This window comes from Streptomyces sp. NBC_00557, from assembly GCF_036345995.1.
GTDB lineage: Bacteria > Actinomycetota > Actinomycetes > Streptomycetales > Streptomycetaceae > Streptomyces.
This window is the reverse complement of sequence record NZ_CP107796.1, coordinates 41,760-57,849: the sequence shown is the minus strand read 5'-3', so window position 1 is coordinate 57,849 and position 16,090 is coordinate 41,760. Positions and strand designations below refer to the sequence as shown.

The following is a 16,090-nucleotide window of genomic DNA, read 5'->3' as shown; positions in this document are numbered from 1 at the left end:
TAGCTGGAAGGGCCTTCGCCTTCTTGGTCAAGGCGAAGGCCCAGCGCTCATGAGTGGAGCCGGAGGTCAGCGCTTGAACATGTCCTTGATCTTCTCCTTGGCTTGGCGCGCATCGCCCTTGGACTTCTCCGCCTGCCCCTCGACGACCATCGGGTAATCGACGGCGGCTCGCCCCCATGGCTCTCTTGATCTTTCCCTTGGCCTGCTCGGCCTTGGCCCTGGCCTTCTCACCAGCCGACATGCAGACACGCCTCCTGCCTGGTTAACGATTTATCCGCATTCGGCGGTGAGTCCTGCGTGCCCAGCACCGCCCCTCGCAAACGGTGGAAGGACCGCGAAGCGGCGGTACGTTGCGGTTCGGACGAGCCGCGATCAGGCGCTACGCGGCCGGCGGCCCGCCGTCTTCTTCCCTGCGGCTTTCTTCGCCGGCTGCTTCTTCGCGGTCGCCTTCTTGGGCTTCGGCAGTTCGTGCACGTCGGCCGGGCCGGTGCCCTCGCCGCGCGCTGCCTTTACCTTCGACACGGATTCCTGCAGGGCGGCCATGAGGTCGAGCACCTGCGCTGGCTGCTCGGGCTCGGGCGTCTCGGGGAGCGGCTTTTCCTCGCGTTTGGCCTCGATGATCCGGGCGATGGCCTCGGTGTAGCGGTCCTGGAACTCGGGGCCCACCAGTTCGTCCACGGTCATCGTGTCCATGAGGGCGAGCGCGTCCTCGATCTCGTCCTCGGACACTTCAACCGGGGGTGGGAGCAGCTCGGTGGGGTCGCGGATCTCGTCCGGCCATCGCATGGCGTGCAGGACCAGGACGTCGTCGCGGACCCGGAGCAGGCCAAGCCGCTCCCGGCCGGACCAGGCGTACTTCGCGACAGCCACCTTCGCTGAGCGGCCGAGGGCCTGGGCCAGGAGCGACACCGGGCAGAAGATGACGTTGGTGGCCCGTCTTCCGGCATGGATCAAGCGGGCGAAGAACCGGGACGAGATCCTGCGTGCCGTCAGCCGCATCCAAGCCTCGCTGGTTGCCGCCTGACCTGCTCACCACCGGCGTTCAAACATGAGTGATGGCCAGGAGGCCGATGCCGCGCACGTGCGTATCTGCTGTCAGTGCGAGCGGACTGGTGCCCAGTGCCGCGGCGATTTCGGGAGCGAGGTGGAAGGCGGCCCATTTTCCACTCGTCCTCAGCCTCGTCGTCTCTCGCCTCCTCGTCCCACGTCGGCACCGGCCCCAACTGCTCCCGCTGGGCCCTTTCCAGTGGCAGAGTTCACCCACGCATCCGCCCCTGTCCTCATGATTCTCGTGGCGCGGTATTCACAAGCCTCCTCCTGTGGATCGCAGATCCTTCAACACCTGCCCCCGATACTCCGGGCAGTAGACCGTTACGCCCACTATCAGCAGCTCGTGTGCGTCCTTCAGCAGCATCCCCCAGTCCTGCCCCATTGGATATAGGCCTCCTCCGTTGGGGTCCAACACGTACTCGACGCTGTGCTCTAGAGCCAGGTCTTGGCACCACTTCGGTGGAAAAGCAAGGAGTTCCGCATCAGTCGGATGCTTATGGGCGTACGACAGGCTGGCGGCCGACTTGAGGTAGCGGTTCTCCTTGGTACCGGTCGGCGTAGCCTTCGGATCCGCAGCAGCGTAACGACCTGTGTCTCTGCTTCCACACGCCGTGAGGCTGGCACACAAGACGACGGCCAGCAGCATGGCGGTGCGACGCATGGTTCCTCCGGAGTCTGTTGGTTCTGAGGGTCATCATGCGTCGGCTTGATGTACCGTCCCAGTGCTGTAGTCGTGTTGTGACCTGGGTACTGATGGAGCGAACGCGAGCCGCAGCCCCTACAAGGCCCAACGAGCCTCGCGCCGTGTGTGCGAATGGATCGCCGCCGTCGGCACTGGCCTGTCACTGGCCCAGTCTTCCTCGTCGGCGGTATGCCGCCGACGCCGGTTAGGCTGAGGAGCTCGTGAGTTGCGCCGTAGAGTCAGGCCGTGAAGCCGTTGATGAAGCGTTCGTTGACGTCGGTGATCCGGACTGGCCGCGACTACGGGGCTTGGCCTGTACTGGCTGAGTCGGGCGGCGAGCTGGTGTTGTTGTCGTTCTCCGACGGCAGGAACCGGCTTTCCTGTTGGGACCCGCAAGGTGGCCGGGAAGTCTGGCAGGTAGACCTGTGCGCCGGCGGCGGTGAGTGCGCCGTTGCCCAGACGGCGGGAGGCGGCGCTATTCTCGCTGTTGCGTCGGAGGACGGCGTCGAGCGTCTGGACGCGTTGACTGGCACGTCGTTGCCGAGTCTCCACATGGAGAACGTCAGCACTGTCTGGGACGTGGCGGCCGGAGCGCTGCCCGATGGGCGCTCGTTTTTCGCGGGCGCCGGCCACGTCCGCCAGCTAGTTCATCGCTGGGATGCTGTCACCGGCAACCCGCTGAGCGCGCCGTTGGTTGGGCATAAGGGCTGCGTGATGGCCGTCGCGGTTGTTCCAGGTTCACCGCCCCTCGCACAGGCAGCGAAGATTCGGGCGATCCTCAACGGTCATCATGTTTGTGCGGCATGAGTCGCGGTGGGGAAGGGGGCGCGAGGTGGGCAGGATGGCCAGGAGCCGAAGGGGCGCGGTGGCGGCTGCGCGGGTGGCGCGCAGACGTCGCGTACGGGCTGCCGGGCTGTGGTGGCGGGTGGACTTCGACGGCTACCAGGTGACGGCAGTACGGCGCTGGGTCCCTATTCCGGGAGTGCGCGCACGTCGGATTCGCTTGCCGGAAGTGATCAGCACGGATCTCCCTTCGATGGGTGGAGAGGATGAGCTGCGCCAGCTCTACCTCTACCTGCGCGGCGGTCGGTTCATAGGGGTGGGGCATTACGTGGGCGTCCGCAAGAAAGCATCCTGGTTCGTTGTGCACGAAGCGATCCGCCAAGCAATTCGGGCCAGGGAGCTGCACGCGTTGCGCTCCACCGTGGGCCTGGGACCGTGGAGCGAGGAGGAATGGGCGCGGCTGGAGGAGCTCGTGCCGGAGATAGCGGCGTTCAGCACCCACGCCTACGAGGACGAGCCTCGCACTCGGCCGAACCGGGTGGAGATCAGCCACCGCGTCGGGGTCGACGCGGTGCTGAGCCGTCTGAGGGATACGAGCAGACCTTACCCCGGACCTGGCGGCAGCATCGTCCTCAAGGAACGGGACATCCGCGATCCCTACGTGGAGCGCCAGGAGCAGATCAAAGGCCGCGGCGAAGCCTGGGCCGCCTTGATCGACTGCCTGCAGAACGGCATTGAAGTCACCGCTACCACCCAATGGGCCGAGCAGGTAAACGCGATCCTTGATTCGGTTCGCCAGGGCGACAAGCGCTGAACCGCCTGGTCGAGCGTGGCCCGACTCTTCGTGACCGACGTACCGGTGTTACGCCACTCCGCGCGCACCGTCCGCGCGGCTCAACCGAGCCCGGGCACTGGGGGCCGGAGTGATCGAGACCGTCGTCCTGTCCCCCAACGAGGACGGACTGCGGTTTGCACTGAAACATAGCTTTAGTCCCTCGTCGTCCAGCGCGGGCGGGTAGCCGCGGGTGTCGGCGTCGGCGAGCACGGCGTCGGCGCACTCGCGGGCGACGTCGGCCGGGTGGCGGGGCGCATCTTGTGCGCCGTCGAGAACCGCGCGGCAGCCGGTGCAGGTCGCCGGGCCCTTTGTGAGCAGCGCGGGGTCGAACTGGGTGTACGGTTCCACGACCGCGTAGCGGCTGGCGTCACACAGGAGGTCGATCAGGAAGCCGGTGTGGGAGTTGAACAGGCTCTCGTGGACGAGGCCGTTGAGGCCGATGACGTTGCGACGGTCCATGCGGTTCCTTGCCTTCTTTTGCTCCGGTGAGGTGGCCCGGGCTGGCACAGGTGACACCCGATTTACCGCCCGGTGCCCGTACCGTGGCCCGGCGGCCGGCAAGCCCCGCAAGCAGCAGCGGTCACCGCACAGGCCACGTCCCGGTTCCGGCGACCGGGCAAGTTCGTCGGACGGTCAAGCCGCATGGCAGCGGCCGCCCCGGCCGGGGTGTGGTGTGCAAGGGGCGTTGTCGGTGATGGCCGATACGGTCGTGCGCATGAGCATGTCGCTGAGCGTGTACCTGTTGGATGTGGCGGCCACTCGGGCGCTGGTGGGCTCTGGTGATGATCAGTTGTTGCGGGTGATCCGGGACGAGTTCGGGGGCGACCTGGAACGGGATGACCGGTGGTTCGCCGATGCGATCGCCGACGGGGCGCCGACTTCGAGTCAGGCGCTGCAGGCCGTGCTGCACGGAGGTCCGTTCCCTCAGGACGGTTCTTCAGGCGCGTTCCAGTACGGCTACGCGTACAAGCGACTGTGTTCGTTGACCGGGTCGCACCTGATCAACAGCTCGTTCAGCCCTTATCGCGGGGGGTGGCTTGGGGCAGTGGACGACGGGCTGAAGGCCTTGGAGGTCACGGCTGTGTCCGTCGCTGACTTCGCTATGTCGGCAGGGTTGCCTGACGGGCTGCCGTGGTCGGACATTCCCGGCTGCGGGCAATGGACGCACGAGCAGTGCGTTGTGGCACTGGAGCAGTTCCGGGCGGCTGACCGCGCTGGCCTGGAACCAGCGCTGGAACCCGAGGTGGAAAACGCGCTGTCCGAATGCGTGGACTGGATCACGGCGGCGGCGCAGCGTCCCGGATACGGCGTGATCGGATTCCAGTGCTGACTACCGGATGAAAGACGGACTGGGATGGAGTAGGGGTAAGCCACGCAATCCCCTCGCCGGCCGCTCGGTTCGCCGTCGGCTGGCAGTTGCGCCCGGCGTCCCCACCCCCTCCCGCCCGGGGATGCGGGGCAGGGCCGTGGGCGCGGGGGCAGCCGTCCGGCCGGGAGGTGCGCCGGGGGTGTGGCCCGAGGGCTGAGGGGACGTGCACACGCGACCGCGCCGGGCGGTTGAGCGGAGCCGGGCACGGAGCGTCCCGCTCCGCTCAGGGGGGTCGGGGACGTTGCGGTATCGCAGCACAAAGGGGAGGGGCTCCTGCCCCGCCGGTTGGCGGGTAAGAGCCCCAGAAGCATCGGTGGGGGCAGCATACGGGCGCTTCCGTGAGCGCGGCAGGGCGTGACGCTGCTGCCGTTGTCCGGTTTCCAGGTCCACGCGGGTGGCGACGATCACCCGTCGGGGGCGTTCTCCAGCGGCCGGGGCCCGGTCACCTCGAACACGTACAGCGCGCCACCGATACGCCGCGACCAGCCGAGTCCCTGCATTCCCCGAATCGGCTGACGGCCGCCGATCGGGAACAGCAGCGCCGACTCGGCTGCCTCCACCAGTGCGTCACGGGCGGCGAACAGCGCCGGGTAGGGGATGGCAGTGCGTACGGCGACAAGGAAGTCGTCCACCGCATAGGTCACCCGGTGGGTGACACGCTGGTCCCAGTCGTCGGGGTAGCCGGGCACCCAGGCCGAGCCAGCTGGACCGAGCTGAAGTAGTAGCCTCAGCAGCAAGTCAGGGGCGATGAACGAAGCAGCGTCGTCGGGATCTTCCTCGATCGCGGTGAACTCACCGACGCGCTGGACAACCTCGCGCGCAGCAAGCGCGAACACGTCCACACCCCGGAACAGCACCCGATCCGTCTGCAGCGACGGCCGTCCCAGCTGGACGGCTTCCAGCACGCCGCGCACGCAGTGGATGCTGATCACCAGCCCGCTGGGACGAAAGACGTGCTGCCCCGGCCGGTCAGACGCCGAGACCAAAGACAGATCGCGCAGCGACTCCAGCGCCGTGCCGGCCGCCTGCCGCGTCATACCGATCCGCAACGGTCCGGCACCGCCCGGAGGGACAAGGTCGAAGTCCATACAGGCATGATCCCAAACAGATCCGGATGCAGCGCAGATGAGGACGTTGACGTGGGAGCCAGCCGCCTGCAGCCAACCCTCACATGGGCGCGCTACAAGGATTCCGACACCGCCCTTGATCACCGAACCTGCGCGCGGACAGACTGCGCTGCATGGGATCAGCAGACACGAGCGCCGGGGGCGCGGATCGGGAACCGGCGATAACTGACCGCCTGCCCTTCTTCCGCTACCGCCCAGACCCCTTGGCAAGCGGGGCCATCCGCGCGGCCTGCGAGACGTGCGCCTGCTGCAAGCGCAGCACGGGCTGGATTTACACGGCCACCTTCTACACCGCCCAGGACGTCAGCCGTCGTATCTGCCCCTGGTGCATTGCAGACGGCAGCGCGGCCGAACGCTTCGCGGGGGAATTCACCGACTCCTACGGGCTCGACGGTGTCAGCGAGGACGTCCTGCACGAGGTCACCCGCCGCACCTCTGGCTTCCACGCCTGGCAGGATCCGCACTGGCTCGTCCACTGCCAGGACGCCGCCGCCTTCGTAGGCGAAGTCGGCTACAGCGAGCTGGCGGCATATCCCGACGCTCTCGACCAACTCCGGGCCGACATGCGCCTCGACGGCTGGCACGACGACAACCAGCTTGACCACTTCCTGACCCACCTGGGCGAGGGTGCGAGCGCCATGCTGTTTCGCTGCACCGTCTGCGGCACCCACCTCGCCTACGCCGACGCATCCTAGAAGCCGTCTGCTGGGCGGGTCTGCGGCAGCAGATGCGGTCGTGGCCGCCGTGCGTTGAGACGGCTTGGGACTGTCACCGTCGAATCCGCCTCTGTGGGGCCACTGCCTGTGCCCCAGCAGGGCGGACGTCGTGGGGGGAGGCGTTCAGCCTCTCGTGAGCGGCAGCTGCGCCCTGAAGTGAGTGCTGCGCTCCGCCTCGGAGAGGATCCGGGGGGCCACAGCTTTCACCTGAGCCGGAATGTCCCCGCGTTCCGCGACGAGCTTGTCGTAGATCGGTGCGTCGCCCCAGGCATGGCGGATGCCGTCCTGCTGATTCACGTCCCGTGTCCCTTCCCCGAGTGCACAAACGGCCAGTGAGTCTACGGCTGTTGGAGGGGCTGGGTTACTTCAGCACCCCTCAGTCCGCCCCTCGATCGGGGCCGCGTGCTCGAGGAACGACTCGCGGCCCGGTGGAGGTGTGCGCGACGTGCGCCCGGCTGCTGCCGCACGCCACGGTCGTCTCCGGCCCGGCCGGCCAGCCGAGCCGCACCGACGTAGCCCCTGCCGCGGCTCAGACGCCGGTCGCCCGGCCGGAGGTTCCCGGCGGGTTTTCCTCGCCCGCGGCCGGACTCACCGACACCCAGGCTGCGTCCGGTCGCAGGCGCGGCCGCGCCTCGCAGCTCCCGCGCCGCCGCCGCCCGGCCGGCAAGCGCTGACCGACGCGCCCCCGCCTGCGTTCCGCGGGGCGGGACGCGGTGGGTGAGGGCCGTGGGTGTCGTCCCGCACGACGGACCAGCTCCGGCCGGCCGGCCCCCAGCCCGGCCCGGCACGGGCATGCTGCCGCCAGCCGCCGCCCGCGAAGTGGCTGCGCGGCGCCCCTACTGCCGAGCCCAAGGGTCCTTGCCGTGAGCGAAGAGCTGGCCGCCCCCGACGACTTCCGCATGCGGCTGACCGAGCGGGGACCGGACGCGTACGCACTGGCCTGGGTAGCCGATCGGGACGACCCCACCGATGCGGTGGGCGCTGACAGGCCCACCGTGGGACTCACCGGACTCGGCGACGCGGACGCCGACCTCACTCGCATCACCGTGCACGAGGTCGCCCACGGGCGGCCCGAGACGCTGCGCCGCTGGCTCCAGCTGGACGACGGCCGACGGCAGCTGGCAATCGTCACCGCCGACGCCGAGGGCTTGCACGAACACACGCCGGGCGAGCTCGCCGTCCAGCTGATGCACGATCCGGACACCGACGGAGCTCAGCTCACGCAGCAACTCGCCGACTGGCTGTACCGCCGCAACATCGACGCGGACCAGGGGCTCGAACTGGGGTGGATCGCCGCGGCCGCCGCCTGGACCTGCCCCATGCGCGACCTTGCCGGCTACCCGCCTGCTTCCGTCCGCGCCCGCAGCCTCGAGATGGCCGGCGATCTGGAGGAGGACACCGAGGCGCTGCTCGTCAGCGCCGGGCAGCAAACGGGCGAACTCCTGAACCGCATGGAGTACCCCTTTCGGTCCCGCGCCGAGTTCGTCGAGGACTGGCGCGCCGCCGAGAACCTGGCCGCCGACGTTCCGGCCCTGCGCGCGGCGGCCGACTGGCTGCTGGACCAGATCGCCCTGCGCGACGCCGGCGCGCAGCAACTGCGGTCCGTCCTCGAGCCGGACATCACCGACTACGAACGCAACCTGCACGCCGCGGGCGGAGCTGGCCCGCGGCTGGACGAGGAGCGCACCGCGCACCTGGCCCAGGCCCGTAGCGCGGTGCGCGCCTACACCGCCGCCGTCCACTCCGGCCGCGAGCAGGAGGCCCGGCAGATCCTCGAGGCCTTCCCCGTCCCCGCCCGATCGCTGGAGTCCAGCGGCCCGGCCACCGCCTGGCGCCAAGCGTCGGCCACCGCCCGGCAGGCGGTCGACGCCCTGGCAGCGCAGCGCGCGGCGACCACCGCCGAGGAGGGCGGCGACTATGTCGCCGACCCCGAACTCCTGCACGCCCGCACCCACTATCTGGCCGCGCGCGAAGGCCAGCTGCACCTCGTGCACGACGCGCTGGGACGCCTCGCCCACGCCGCCGAGATCCCCCGCGGCCTGCCCGCCGAGCTCGCCGAGGTCGCAGCCGCCCAGATGCAGCGCCGCCTCATCGAGGCCTTCGGCACCACCGACCGCGCCCGCCGGGTGCTGGAGGGGCAGATCAGCTACCAGCTTCAGCAGCCGCCCGGCGCCCACCGGCGCACCGCCACCCAAGGCGAAGCCGACCTGCTGATGCGGGTGCGCGATGCGCTTGAGGAAGTCTCCGGCACCGGCACACCCCTGGACGCTCAGGACATCCGGGCGCGGGCGGAGCACTTCCAGGCCCGCCTGGAATACGCGATGGCCCGGCAGGCCACGCTCCGCCCGGACGGCCCCGGCCGTGCCGTACCCACCGCACACGAACAGGCCCAGGCTCAGGCCCTGGCAGCGGGCAACACCACGCCGGGAGTGCAGCGGTGACCTGGACGCTGTGCACGACAATGGGCCTGCTGCTGCGGCTGACCGCCGCGCATCCAGCGCGCCCCGCGGCAGCTGGCGGCGGCCACCGCGGCCGTCCCGGGCAGTCTCCCCGCACGGGGGACCCCGGCCCAGGTTGCGGGCGGCGGCACGGCTCCTTGCTCGGTGGCCGGCACGATGCGAGGACACAGGATCCAGAGTCGGGGGCAGGCGCCCGGCATCCACAACGGCCGCACAAACTGAACGTCTCTGAGCCTTTTCCAACCCATTGCAGTTGGAAGCCTTCAGCTGCTGGCTGGCTGAATGAGACGAGTCACGATCGCAACGATCGCCAGGATCCCGGCGATCACGCGGAAGCCCGTCGGACCTGGCCATGCACTCCGTCTGGCTGCTGGCTGCATATCCCACATCAGCCGCGCCACACCCCCGTAGTCGCACGCCACCAGGAGCAGTGCACCCACCGGTAGCACCCAGATCCACTCGATGTGCAACTTCTCTCCCTTCACGCCTCCAACAGCCGTAGGCCCGGAAGCATCAAGCCCTCCACTCAACACCTCAAGCTGAGGTTGGAAAGGCACTCTGCATTCGGCTCGATGATTATCTAGTGATTCTGGTCCCGAGGGCAGGCCAGCGTGGTCTGCGGCTTTCCGGCATGTCTGGCAAGTAGTTGAGCCGGGCGGGTGGTCGAGTTGATGGGGATATTTGAATCTCCCCACCACCTGCTCGGGGCGGCCCCACTCCTGCTCAGTGGATCTCCCCACCCACAGGCCCCCTGACCTGCGGACGGACGCCACGACGGAGTCATGTTGTCGGCCGCTGGAGGCATCGGAGAAACTGCTGCAGGAGCGGTACGGCCGGCACTTCTCCCTGGCGGACTCCCAGCTCCGGGTTCGGCCGAGGCCGTTAAGGGCGGAGTGACGGCGGCAAACCCCGTACACCGTCAAGCTTGGCCCGAGTCAGCTTCACGCCGGCGAGCTTGGCGCCTCGCAAGTCTGCGTTGATAAGGGTTGCTTCGGTGAGGTCCACGCCACGCAAGTCCGCGTTCGTCAGGTCTGCCCCTGTAAGGTCCGCCTTTGCTAGGTTGCCGTTTTTGTCGATGTACCAGCCGAACTCGCGTGCCAGCGCCTCTTGGTCCACGTTGCTCAGTCGCGCACCGTGCAGCTTCGCATTAGTCAGGGAGGCGCCCTTCAGATTCGCTCCAATAAGAGCAGCGTTGGTTAGGTTTGCGCCATCTAGGAGTGCACCGGTGAGATCCGCCGTCAGGAGGGTCGCCTTTGTGAGATTGACGGCCGAGTCCAGCTGGGCTTCATGAAGTTTCGCGTAGTTGAGATCCGCTCTCGTCAGGTTGGCGTCCCAGATTGTTGTTTTCGTCAGATCCGCCTCCTCCATCGAGGCGTCGGACAAGTCCACGTAGTCGAAGCGTGCTGCTGCCAGGTTCGAACGGAGGAAGGAGGCCTGGCGCAGGTCTACGCCCTCGAACGTTGAGTGCCGGAGATCCGCTTCGTCGAAGCTGGCAGCACGGAACGCTGCACCGTGTTCGGGTGTCTTGCGCCGTGTAAACACCTCGGCTCCACGGAGATCCGTGTGCCTGAGATCCAGGATGGCTCGCTCGTCATGGTCGGCTGAACGATCGGCCAGCACACTCAGAACGGCCTCTACATCAGCAGCCAGCTTGACTGGGGATTCCAGGCTCTGCTCGATTTCCTGCTGCCGCTCCTTGGCGAAGCCACTGGCCGGCACCCGGGCATGCCGTCGCGCATACGCCGTCAGCACCGTGACGATTGTGGGCTGATCGCGTGCGGAGTCCAGCATGATGCGCTGCAGGGCGTAAATCCCGCCCAGGCGCACATCCTCGGAGCCCGAGCCGAGATTGTTGATTGCGGCAGTGAAGCGGTTAGTGATCTGGCCCTGCTCAGCGACCCGCAGCTCAGTCCGCGACTGGTCGACCGACATCCACGTGAACAAGAGTGCGACCAGTGCAGTCAAGCCCGGCAAGGCTGCTACCAGCAAGCCCATCCGCTCCGCCCGGCCCATGCCGCCGTTACCGTGCCGACCAGGGCCGCGGGTTCTGCGCCGACCCCGCCTGTCGGTCCGACGATGTGCAATCCGCATCAAACGGCCGGTGCCAAGGCTGCTCCTCACCCCTCCATGACATCCGACAGTGCCGGGTGCTGCCCGACGCCACGCCGCCTAAGGCAAGGAGCGCGTCACCTACGACAAGCTGCGCCGCCCAACTCCCCACTCCGTTGAACTACGGACCAAGTGGGGCGCCGAGTGGATCTGGTCGATTTCAGGGCTCTGGCCGCAGTTCCGTGAAGCCCGAATACAGGGCGGCTGGGCCTGGTAGCCGACGCTGCCTTGGAGTATGGGCGATCGGTACGCTGACCCCCATGGGGCTGGACATCACGGTGATGATCGCAGACTGGTCATGGCTAGGGGAGGTTCCACCCCGCGAGCGGCTGCCGCGGCTGAGGAATGCCTGGTATGCCGACGAGACGGGGCTGTGGGATCACGACGCGGCGACGGTCAAGGGCGACTGGGAGTGGCCACGGGGACCCAACAGCGCCTTCTTCGCCGTATACGAGTTCCTGCACACCTCTGGATCGTTCAAGGCACACTTCTGGGCCGGGCAGCGGTGGGAATCCGTCCGCGACCACGTTGATCCTCTAATGCGGACCGAGTTGGACGCGTTCTTGCTCGGGTTGGTCTGGGACGGGCTGGACGGCGAGGCGCAGCACACGGATCCGGACTTCTTCAGCGACGACTCCAGCGTCTATGGGCTGCTGCTCGCACAGCCACCAGACGGCGTGCGGGAACTGGCTGCGACCTGGGAGCGGGTACGGCCTCGGCTTGACAGGATGCAAGGGGCCTTCAATGAACATGCCGCCGATCCCGAAGGATGGGTCGGCAACTTCGCCGCATTCACAGACTTGCTGGCCGAGTGGGGCCACGTCCTCACCGAAGCCGCCGGACGAGGCTGGGGCATCGTGGGGCTGAGCGAGTAGAGCAAGGCCGTCCCTTCGAAACCGAGACTCATCCGTCCTCCTCGCCACGGCAGGAGGCACCCTGCCGGAACGATTCCCTGTTCATGCCGCTGACCTGGGGATTCACGGAACTGCGGACAGAGCCACTTTCAAATATCCCCATCAGGAGAACTGACAGACATTGGCGTGCTTGTTCCCGGCGGCCCGGGTGGCGAAGTGGAGCAGGTCCAACGCGGGGTCGGTGTCCTATGCCAGCCGCCGCAGGGCGGTGGTCAGGCCCGAGAGGAAACGGCCTGGAGCGTCCGGGGCGTACGCGGGGTTGGGAAGGAACGCGGGCACATCGGAGAGCGCGAATTCGTCCGGCGTGTAGACCACCGACTGGCCGAGCCCGCCATCGCGGGCCAACTCCCGGGCAATCTCGACGGCGAGCGTGCCGACGGGCACGTGCGGCAGAATCGGGGCGGCGGCTGGCCGAATGGCAGGAGGCCGGGGTGTGGGAGGAACTCCAGCGGGTGTTGCTGGACCGGCTACGGGCAGCGGACCGCCTGGACTTCTCCCGCGTCACCGTTGACGCCTTGCACGTGCAGGCCAAGCGAGGGCGAAGCAGCCCAAAAGTCGGTCCAACCCCGGTTGACCGTGCACGGCCGGGCTCGAAGCACCACGTGCTGACCGACGAGCACGGTACCCCGCTGCGGGTGTCGTTGATGGGCGGGCACCGAAACGACGTCACTCAACTGCCGCCGCTGGTCGACGGCCTGCCGCCGGTGTGCGGGAACCAGGCCGCCCCCGGCGCAAGCCCCGCGCACTGTATGCCGACCGCGGGTACGACCACGACGTCTACCGTCGCCGGCTGCGTGAGCGTGGCATCGCTCCGAAGATAGCCCGGCGCGGTCAGGCGCACGGCTCGGGCCTGGGCCACGTCCGGTGGGTCGCCGAGTCCGCCATCGCCTGGTTCCACGGCCCCCGACGCTTACGGACCCGCTGGGAAGCCCAAGACGACATGCACGACGCCTTTCTCCAGCTCGCCCACTGCATGACCCTCGCCCGCAAGATCCCAGCTTTTTGAAAGGACCCCTCAGAGGTCGGCTCCGTACATCATTCCGGGCCCCGGTGAAGGCTCCCTCACAGGTCAAGGTGTCGCCTCATCCCGCGGGCACGAGTAGCGCGTCATAGGGGCCCAGGAGGTCTGCCTTCTACTCACGATGTTCTGACGCCCCTCGCCGGCTTCGGGGTCCGGCCAGGTGCTCCTGCAATTGTGCGTGACGGAACTGGTAGATCGGTCCGACTCTGCGGAGGACGCCTCGTTTATGGGCGTCCTGGAGGAACAGGGGAAGCCGCCAGGGAAGGCGCCGCTCGACCAGGGGCAGCCAGCAGCGAGCCAGAACGAGCCAGCGCGGCCACGCGCCGATGGTCAGCAGCGTCCAGACTCCCGCGGTGGTGGCGGCGCCGAGTCCGATCCGGAGCCCGAGCGGCCCGCCGAATACCGCACCGGCCAACGTGGCGCTTCCGCTGCCGTTGAGCACGGCGACGAGAAGGCTACGTACCACGGCACGCTTCCGGTCGATCGCGATCAGCGCTGAGGGGGTGGCGACCGTACGAGGATCCACCGGTGCTTCCAGCAGTTGCGGGCTGGCTGCCAGACTGACCGCGACGGCGCTGAGTGTCATGACGGGCATGCCAGCGAGGAGGCTGGTCACCCAGCCTCCTTCCGTTGCTATGAAGAGGCCGACGAAGAGACCGAGGGGGGAAGCACGCAACCCGGCACGCAGCCCATGGGCCAGCCATGCGGTGAGCCTGAGCTTCGCTCCCTGCAGATACAGCTCGTTGTGCGATGGTGCGGGACATGGCGTGATGCCGAAGGCTTTCCGGCCCGCCAAAGCACTCAACATGCTGGCGACCAGGGTCACCCAACCGCCGAGGGGGGATCCAACAGCCGAGCCGACCACGAACGTGCTCATTCCCGCTGTCCACTCCCCGATCATGACGCGTCTCCGGGCGGGAATGGAGTCGCCCAGACGCCACCACTCGAGGTCTCTGGTTCCCTGTTCCGACAGATGCCTGGCCAGGTAGACGTGCCACTGGCGGACCCGTTCGGCAGTCCAGCGCCGCGTACCGCGCAAGCCTCGGTGTCGCCCGTAGGCGGTGGCGAGGAAGGCGCTCAGCAGGTGGGTCTCCAGATCCTCGGGCTTCTCAAAGGCAGCCAGCTCCCACGGGTCCTTCCCCGGAGCCTCGCTGTAAATCTCCCGGGCCAGGCTCGCCATGAGCGGCACTGACAGCACCGAAGTGACCACATCTGGGCGCCCCTGTGCGCGACACACCCGCATGTGGTCGAGCAGTCGGCCCCAGCCGTCGGTGATACTGCCCGGGCCCCGCGTGTCGACGGTACGGACGGTGCGGGGCAGGTACGCCTGAAGATCATCGAGGGTGAGGTCGTCGAGGACGACCAGCGCGGCTGCCTTGAGGACCTCGGTGGCCACGACCGCATCCCTGTACTCCTTCGTCCGGCTGGTCATGATGAGTGGGAAGGAAGTGTGGTTGAGGGCTTTCAGCGCGGCCGGGTGGAGTCCCGAGGCGATCTCGTCGAACCCGTCCAGCACGGGGAGAATCAGTCCTTCCCCCACCAGGGACTCGGCCAGAGGGACGCCGTCCTCGCCCTTGGTGGAGAGGCCTGGGTGGGCCCGGGTCAGTTGATCCACCATCCATTGGTCGAGGGGGACTTGGGGATTCCAGGAGGCGAGCTGGAAGATCACCGGAACACGGTCGTTCGAGGTGGCGGGCCAGTTGGCGAGCAGATCGAGGACGCAGGTGAGGGTGAGGGAGGTTTTGCCGGAGCCTGCACCGCCGAGTACCACGATGCGCCGTGACTCGATTTGTTCGTAGACCCCGGCGAACTCCTCGATCCGGCCGGACAGGGCAAGGGACCCGTGATCGGATCCGGCCGGGGCCTGACGGATGTTGGGCCAGTGATCCTGAAGGTACTGGGGACCAGGGCGAAAGCGCACCGGTAGCGCGCACGGATCATGGATGCGGCGCACTTCCCACTCCGCGCGCCACTCCTTCTCGACCTTTTCGGCAAAGTCGGCTGCAGCGGTGGCGAGCCACGACGGGGCCGACTCGCGGGGGTGGACGTTGACGACCATGGGGCCGACGATGCGTCCGACCGCCACGGCGTTGTCACGGGCGGTCGCAGTGACGTGGTCCGCTGCACACGCGAGGGAGTGCTCGGCAGTGTGACGATCAGATGGCAGAGAAGTCGGGCTTGGGTCAGCCGGTCCGGTCAGCCCTGCGCCGGATCCGGCGGAGTAGGGCGGCCGATGTGCACATCCCCCTGAACCACGGCCGCTGCCACGGAGCCCCGACCGGCCTTGATCACGATGTCCCCGCCGGCCTGCACCAGACCAGGCCGGACGCCGTGCTCGGCCAGCAACGAGCGAAGTTGGTCGGCTCCCCGGTCCAACTCCGGGCCGTCCAGCTCCTCCAGCACCGCCTCGAACCGGGCCTGCCACGCCGCTGCCTGGGCGATCCGCACCGTATCTGCCTCTCCGGGAGCGGCGCCGGACCGCAGAACGCGGGCTGTCTGCTCGAGTCGAAGTGCGGCGGATCGTTCGCGTTCTTCATCGCCACGCCCGAACCAGCGGGCGAGTCGGCCTCTGAACGCCTCCCAAGCGTCTCCGGCGGCAGCCTGTACCACTGCGGCTCCCCCAGCGGCCGCCAGCGCCGCCAATCCCTCGTCCGCCAGCATGTGTCCCCCTTCGATCCCCCACACGGTTCAGGCGGATAAGGTAGCGCGCACACCGCCGTCCAGGGCCGTTTCGCTGCAGCCCAGTCTCCAGAGGTCTGCTCGCTCAACCGCGTCAGGACTCGCTCGCCGGCTGCGAGTTCGTCCGGCTCGCCGCACCGGGGCCAGCTGCTTGACCTGCCGTTCTTCCATCCTGACCAGTTCCGCGAGTCGCCCGGCGATCCGTGACAGCACCTGAGGGTCCACCATGTACAGCCAGACCGACGAATCGGCGATCGAGACCCTTTCAGGCGAACTCATGTGCGGTGGCCTGACAGGAGCACGCGGGCGTCGACGACCGCAGCCGCCGGCATAAGGGGGAACGCGA

15 protein-coding genes and 2 pseudogenes are annotated in these 16,090 nt (G+C 68.0%); 7 read left to right on the top strand and 10 right to left on the bottom strand.

What is annotated here, in order from left to right:
- Positions 1 to 66: 66 nt before the first annotated feature.
- From OG956_RS00275 to OG956_RS00265, 3 genes and pseudogenes are all read right to left on the bottom strand, one after another.
- Positions 67 to 241 (bottom strand): annotated as a pseudogene (locus tag OG956_RS00275) (CsbD family protein).
- 131 nt (positions 242 to 372) lie between these two features.
- On the bottom strand, positions 373 to 999 hold the full coding sequence (locus tag OG956_RS00270) for a Ku protein (protein WP_443065507.1): 627 nt from the start codon (positions 997 to 999) through the stop codon (positions 373 to 375).
- 304 nt (positions 1,000 to 1,303) lie between these two features.
- Complete coding sequence (locus OG956_RS00265; protein ID WP_330335867.1) at positions 1,304 to 1,711, bottom strand: hypothetical protein; 408 nt, start codon at positions 1,709 to 1,711, stop codon at positions 1,304 to 1,306.
- Between the two features lie 267 nt (positions 1,712 to 1,978).
- Here OG956_RS00265 and OG956_RS00260 point away from each other — a divergent pair, with 267 nt between their 5' ends.
- A complete protein-coding gene (locus tag OG956_RS00260; RefSeq protein ID WP_330335866.1) occupies positions 1,979 to 2,539 on the top strand; it encodes a WD40 repeat domain-containing protein in 561 nt (186 codons plus the stop codon).
- A gap of 118 nt (positions 2,540 to 2,657) precedes the next feature.
- Positions 2,658 to 3,329 (top strand): hypothetical protein, encoded by a 672-nt coding sequence (locus OG956_RS00255; protein ID WP_330335865.1) that lies wholly within the window; start codon positions 2,658 to 2,660, stop codon positions 3,327 to 3,329.
- Positions 3,330 to 3,377: 48 nt separating this feature from the next.
- Here the strand turns inward: OG956_RS00255 and OG956_RS00250 are convergent, their stop codons facing one another.
- Positions 3,378 to 3,809, bottom strand: a complete 432-nt coding sequence (locus OG956_RS00250) for a hypothetical protein (protein ID WP_330335864.1) — start codon at positions 3,807 to 3,809, stop codon at positions 3,378 to 3,380.
- A gap of 256 nt (positions 3,810 to 4,065) precedes the next feature.
- Here OG956_RS00250 and OG956_RS00245 point away from each other — a divergent pair, with 256 nt between their 5' ends.
- Positions 4,066 to 4,680: a DUF7691 family protein gene (locus OG956_RS00245; protein WP_330335863.1), complete on the top strand. Its 615-nt coding sequence runs from the start codon at positions 4,066 to 4,068 to the stop codon at positions 4,678 to 4,680.
- A gap of 443 nt (positions 4,681 to 5,123) precedes the next feature.
- Here OG956_RS00245 and OG956_RS00240 read toward each other — a convergent pair whose 3' ends face one another.
- Positions 5,124 to 5,807 carry a hypothetical protein gene (locus OG956_RS00240; protein WP_330335862.1) on the bottom strand — a complete coding sequence of 228 codons (684 nt, stop codon included), beginning with the start codon at positions 5,805 to 5,807 and terminating at the stop codon, positions 5,124 to 5,126.
- 152 nt (positions 5,808 to 5,959) lie between these two features.
- Here OG956_RS00240 and OG956_RS00235 point away from each other — a divergent pair, with 152 nt between their 5' ends.
- A complete protein-coding gene (locus OG956_RS00235; RefSeq protein ID WP_330335861.1) occupies positions 5,960 to 6,541 on the top strand; it encodes a CbrC family protein in 582 nt (193 codons plus the stop codon).
- Between the two features lie 144 nt (positions 6,542 to 6,685).
- On the opposite strand, the gene OG956_RS00230 is transcribed toward OG956_RS00235, so the two are convergent.
- Positions 6,686 to 6,859, bottom strand: coding sequence for a hypothetical protein (locus OG956_RS00230; protein WP_330335860.1), 174 nt, complete (start codon positions 6,857 to 6,859; stop codon positions 6,686 to 6,688).
- 566 nt (positions 6,860 to 7,425) lie between these two features.
- Between OG956_RS00230 and OG956_RS00225 the strand changes: the two genes are divergently transcribed.
- Positions 7,426 to 9,003 (top strand): hypothetical protein, encoded by a 1,578-nt coding sequence (locus OG956_RS00225; RefSeq protein WP_330335859.1) that lies wholly within the window; start codon positions 7,426 to 7,428, stop codon positions 9,001 to 9,003.
- A gap of 900 nt (positions 9,004 to 9,903) precedes the next feature.
- On the opposite strand, the gene OG956_RS00220 is transcribed toward OG956_RS00225, so the two are convergent.
- Positions 9,904 to 10,986 carry a pentapeptide repeat-containing protein gene (locus OG956_RS00220; RefSeq protein WP_330335858.1) on the bottom strand — a complete coding sequence of 361 codons (1,083 nt, stop codon included), beginning with the start codon at positions 10,984 to 10,986 and terminating at the stop codon, positions 9,904 to 9,906.
- Positions 10,987 to 11,390: 404 nt separating this feature from the next.
- On the opposite strand from OG956_RS00220, the gene OG956_RS00215 reads away from it, so the two are divergent.
- The gene (locus tag OG956_RS00215) at positions 11,391 to 12,005 is read left to right on the top strand and encodes a hypothetical protein (RefSeq protein ID WP_330335857.1); all 615 of its coding nucleotides are present in this window, start codon (positions 11,391 to 11,393) and stop codon (positions 12,003 to 12,005) included.
- Between the two features lie 225 nt (positions 12,006 to 12,230).
- Here OG956_RS00215 and OG956_RS00210 read toward each other — a convergent pair whose 3' ends face one another.
- Positions 12,231 to 12,428: a hypothetical protein gene (locus tag OG956_RS00210; RefSeq protein WP_330343057.1), complete on the bottom strand. Its 198-nt coding sequence runs from the start codon at positions 12,426 to 12,428 to the stop codon at positions 12,231 to 12,233.
- A gap of 17 nt (positions 12,429 to 12,445) precedes the next feature.
- Between OG956_RS00210 and OG956_RS00205 the strand changes: the two are divergent.
- Positions 12,446 to 13,050, top strand: a pseudogene (locus OG956_RS00205) (IS5 family transposase); the annotation flags it as partial.
- A 127-nt stretch (positions 13,051 to 13,177) separates the two neighbouring features.
- Here the strand turns inward: OG956_RS00205 and OG956_RS00200 are convergent.
- On the bottom strand, positions 13,178 to 15,124 hold the full coding sequence (locus OG956_RS00200) for a hypothetical protein (RefSeq protein ID WP_330335856.1): 1,947 nt from the start codon (positions 15,122 to 15,124) through the stop codon (positions 13,178 to 13,180).
- Positions 15,125 to 15,261: 137 nt separating this feature from the next.
- Positions 15,262 to 15,726: a hypothetical protein gene (locus tag OG956_RS00195; RefSeq protein WP_330335855.1), complete on the bottom strand. Its 465-nt coding sequence runs from the start codon at positions 15,724 to 15,726 to the stop codon at positions 15,262 to 15,264.
- Between the last annotated feature and the right edge of the window lie 364 nt (positions 15,727 to 16,090).

Excerpts from the sequence above, each read along its gene's own strand:
- OG956_RS00235 (WP_330335861.1), top strand. The coding sequence starts at position 5,960 with ATGGGATCAGCAGACACGAGCGCCGGGGGCGCGGATCGGGAACCGGCG.
- OG956_RS00215 (WP_330335857.1), top strand. The coding sequence starts at position 11,391 with ATGGGGCTGGACATCACGGTGATGATCGCAGACTGGTCATGGCTAGGG.
- OG956_RS00270 (WP_443065507.1), bottom strand. The coding sequence starts at position 999 with ATGCGGCTGACGGCACGCAGGATCTCGTCCCGGTTCTTCGCCCGCTTG.
- OG956_RS00245 (WP_330335863.1), top strand. The coding sequence starts at position 4,066 with ATGAGCATGTCGCTGAGCGTGTACCTGTTGGATGTGGCGGCCACTCGG.
- OG956_RS00265 (WP_330335867.1), bottom strand. The coding sequence starts at position 1,711 with ATGCGTCGCACCGCCATGCTGCTGGCCGTCGTCTTGTGTGCCAGCCTC.
- OG956_RS00195 (WP_330335855.1), bottom strand. The coding sequence starts at position 15,726 with ATGCTGGCGGACGAGGGATTGGCGGCGCTGGCGGCCGCTGGGGGAGCC.
- OG956_RS00240 (WP_330335862.1), bottom strand. The coding sequence starts at position 5,807 with ATGGACTTCGACCTTGTCCCTCCGGGCGGTGCCGGACCGTTGCGGATC.
- OG956_RS00250 (WP_330335864.1), bottom strand. The coding sequence starts at position 3,809 with ATGGACCGTCGCAACGTCATCGGCCTCAACGGCCTCGTCCACGAGAGC.
- OG956_RS00200 (WP_330335856.1), bottom strand. The coding sequence starts at position 15,124 with ATGGTCGTCAACGTCCACCCCCGCGAGTCGGCCCCGTCGTGGCTCGCC.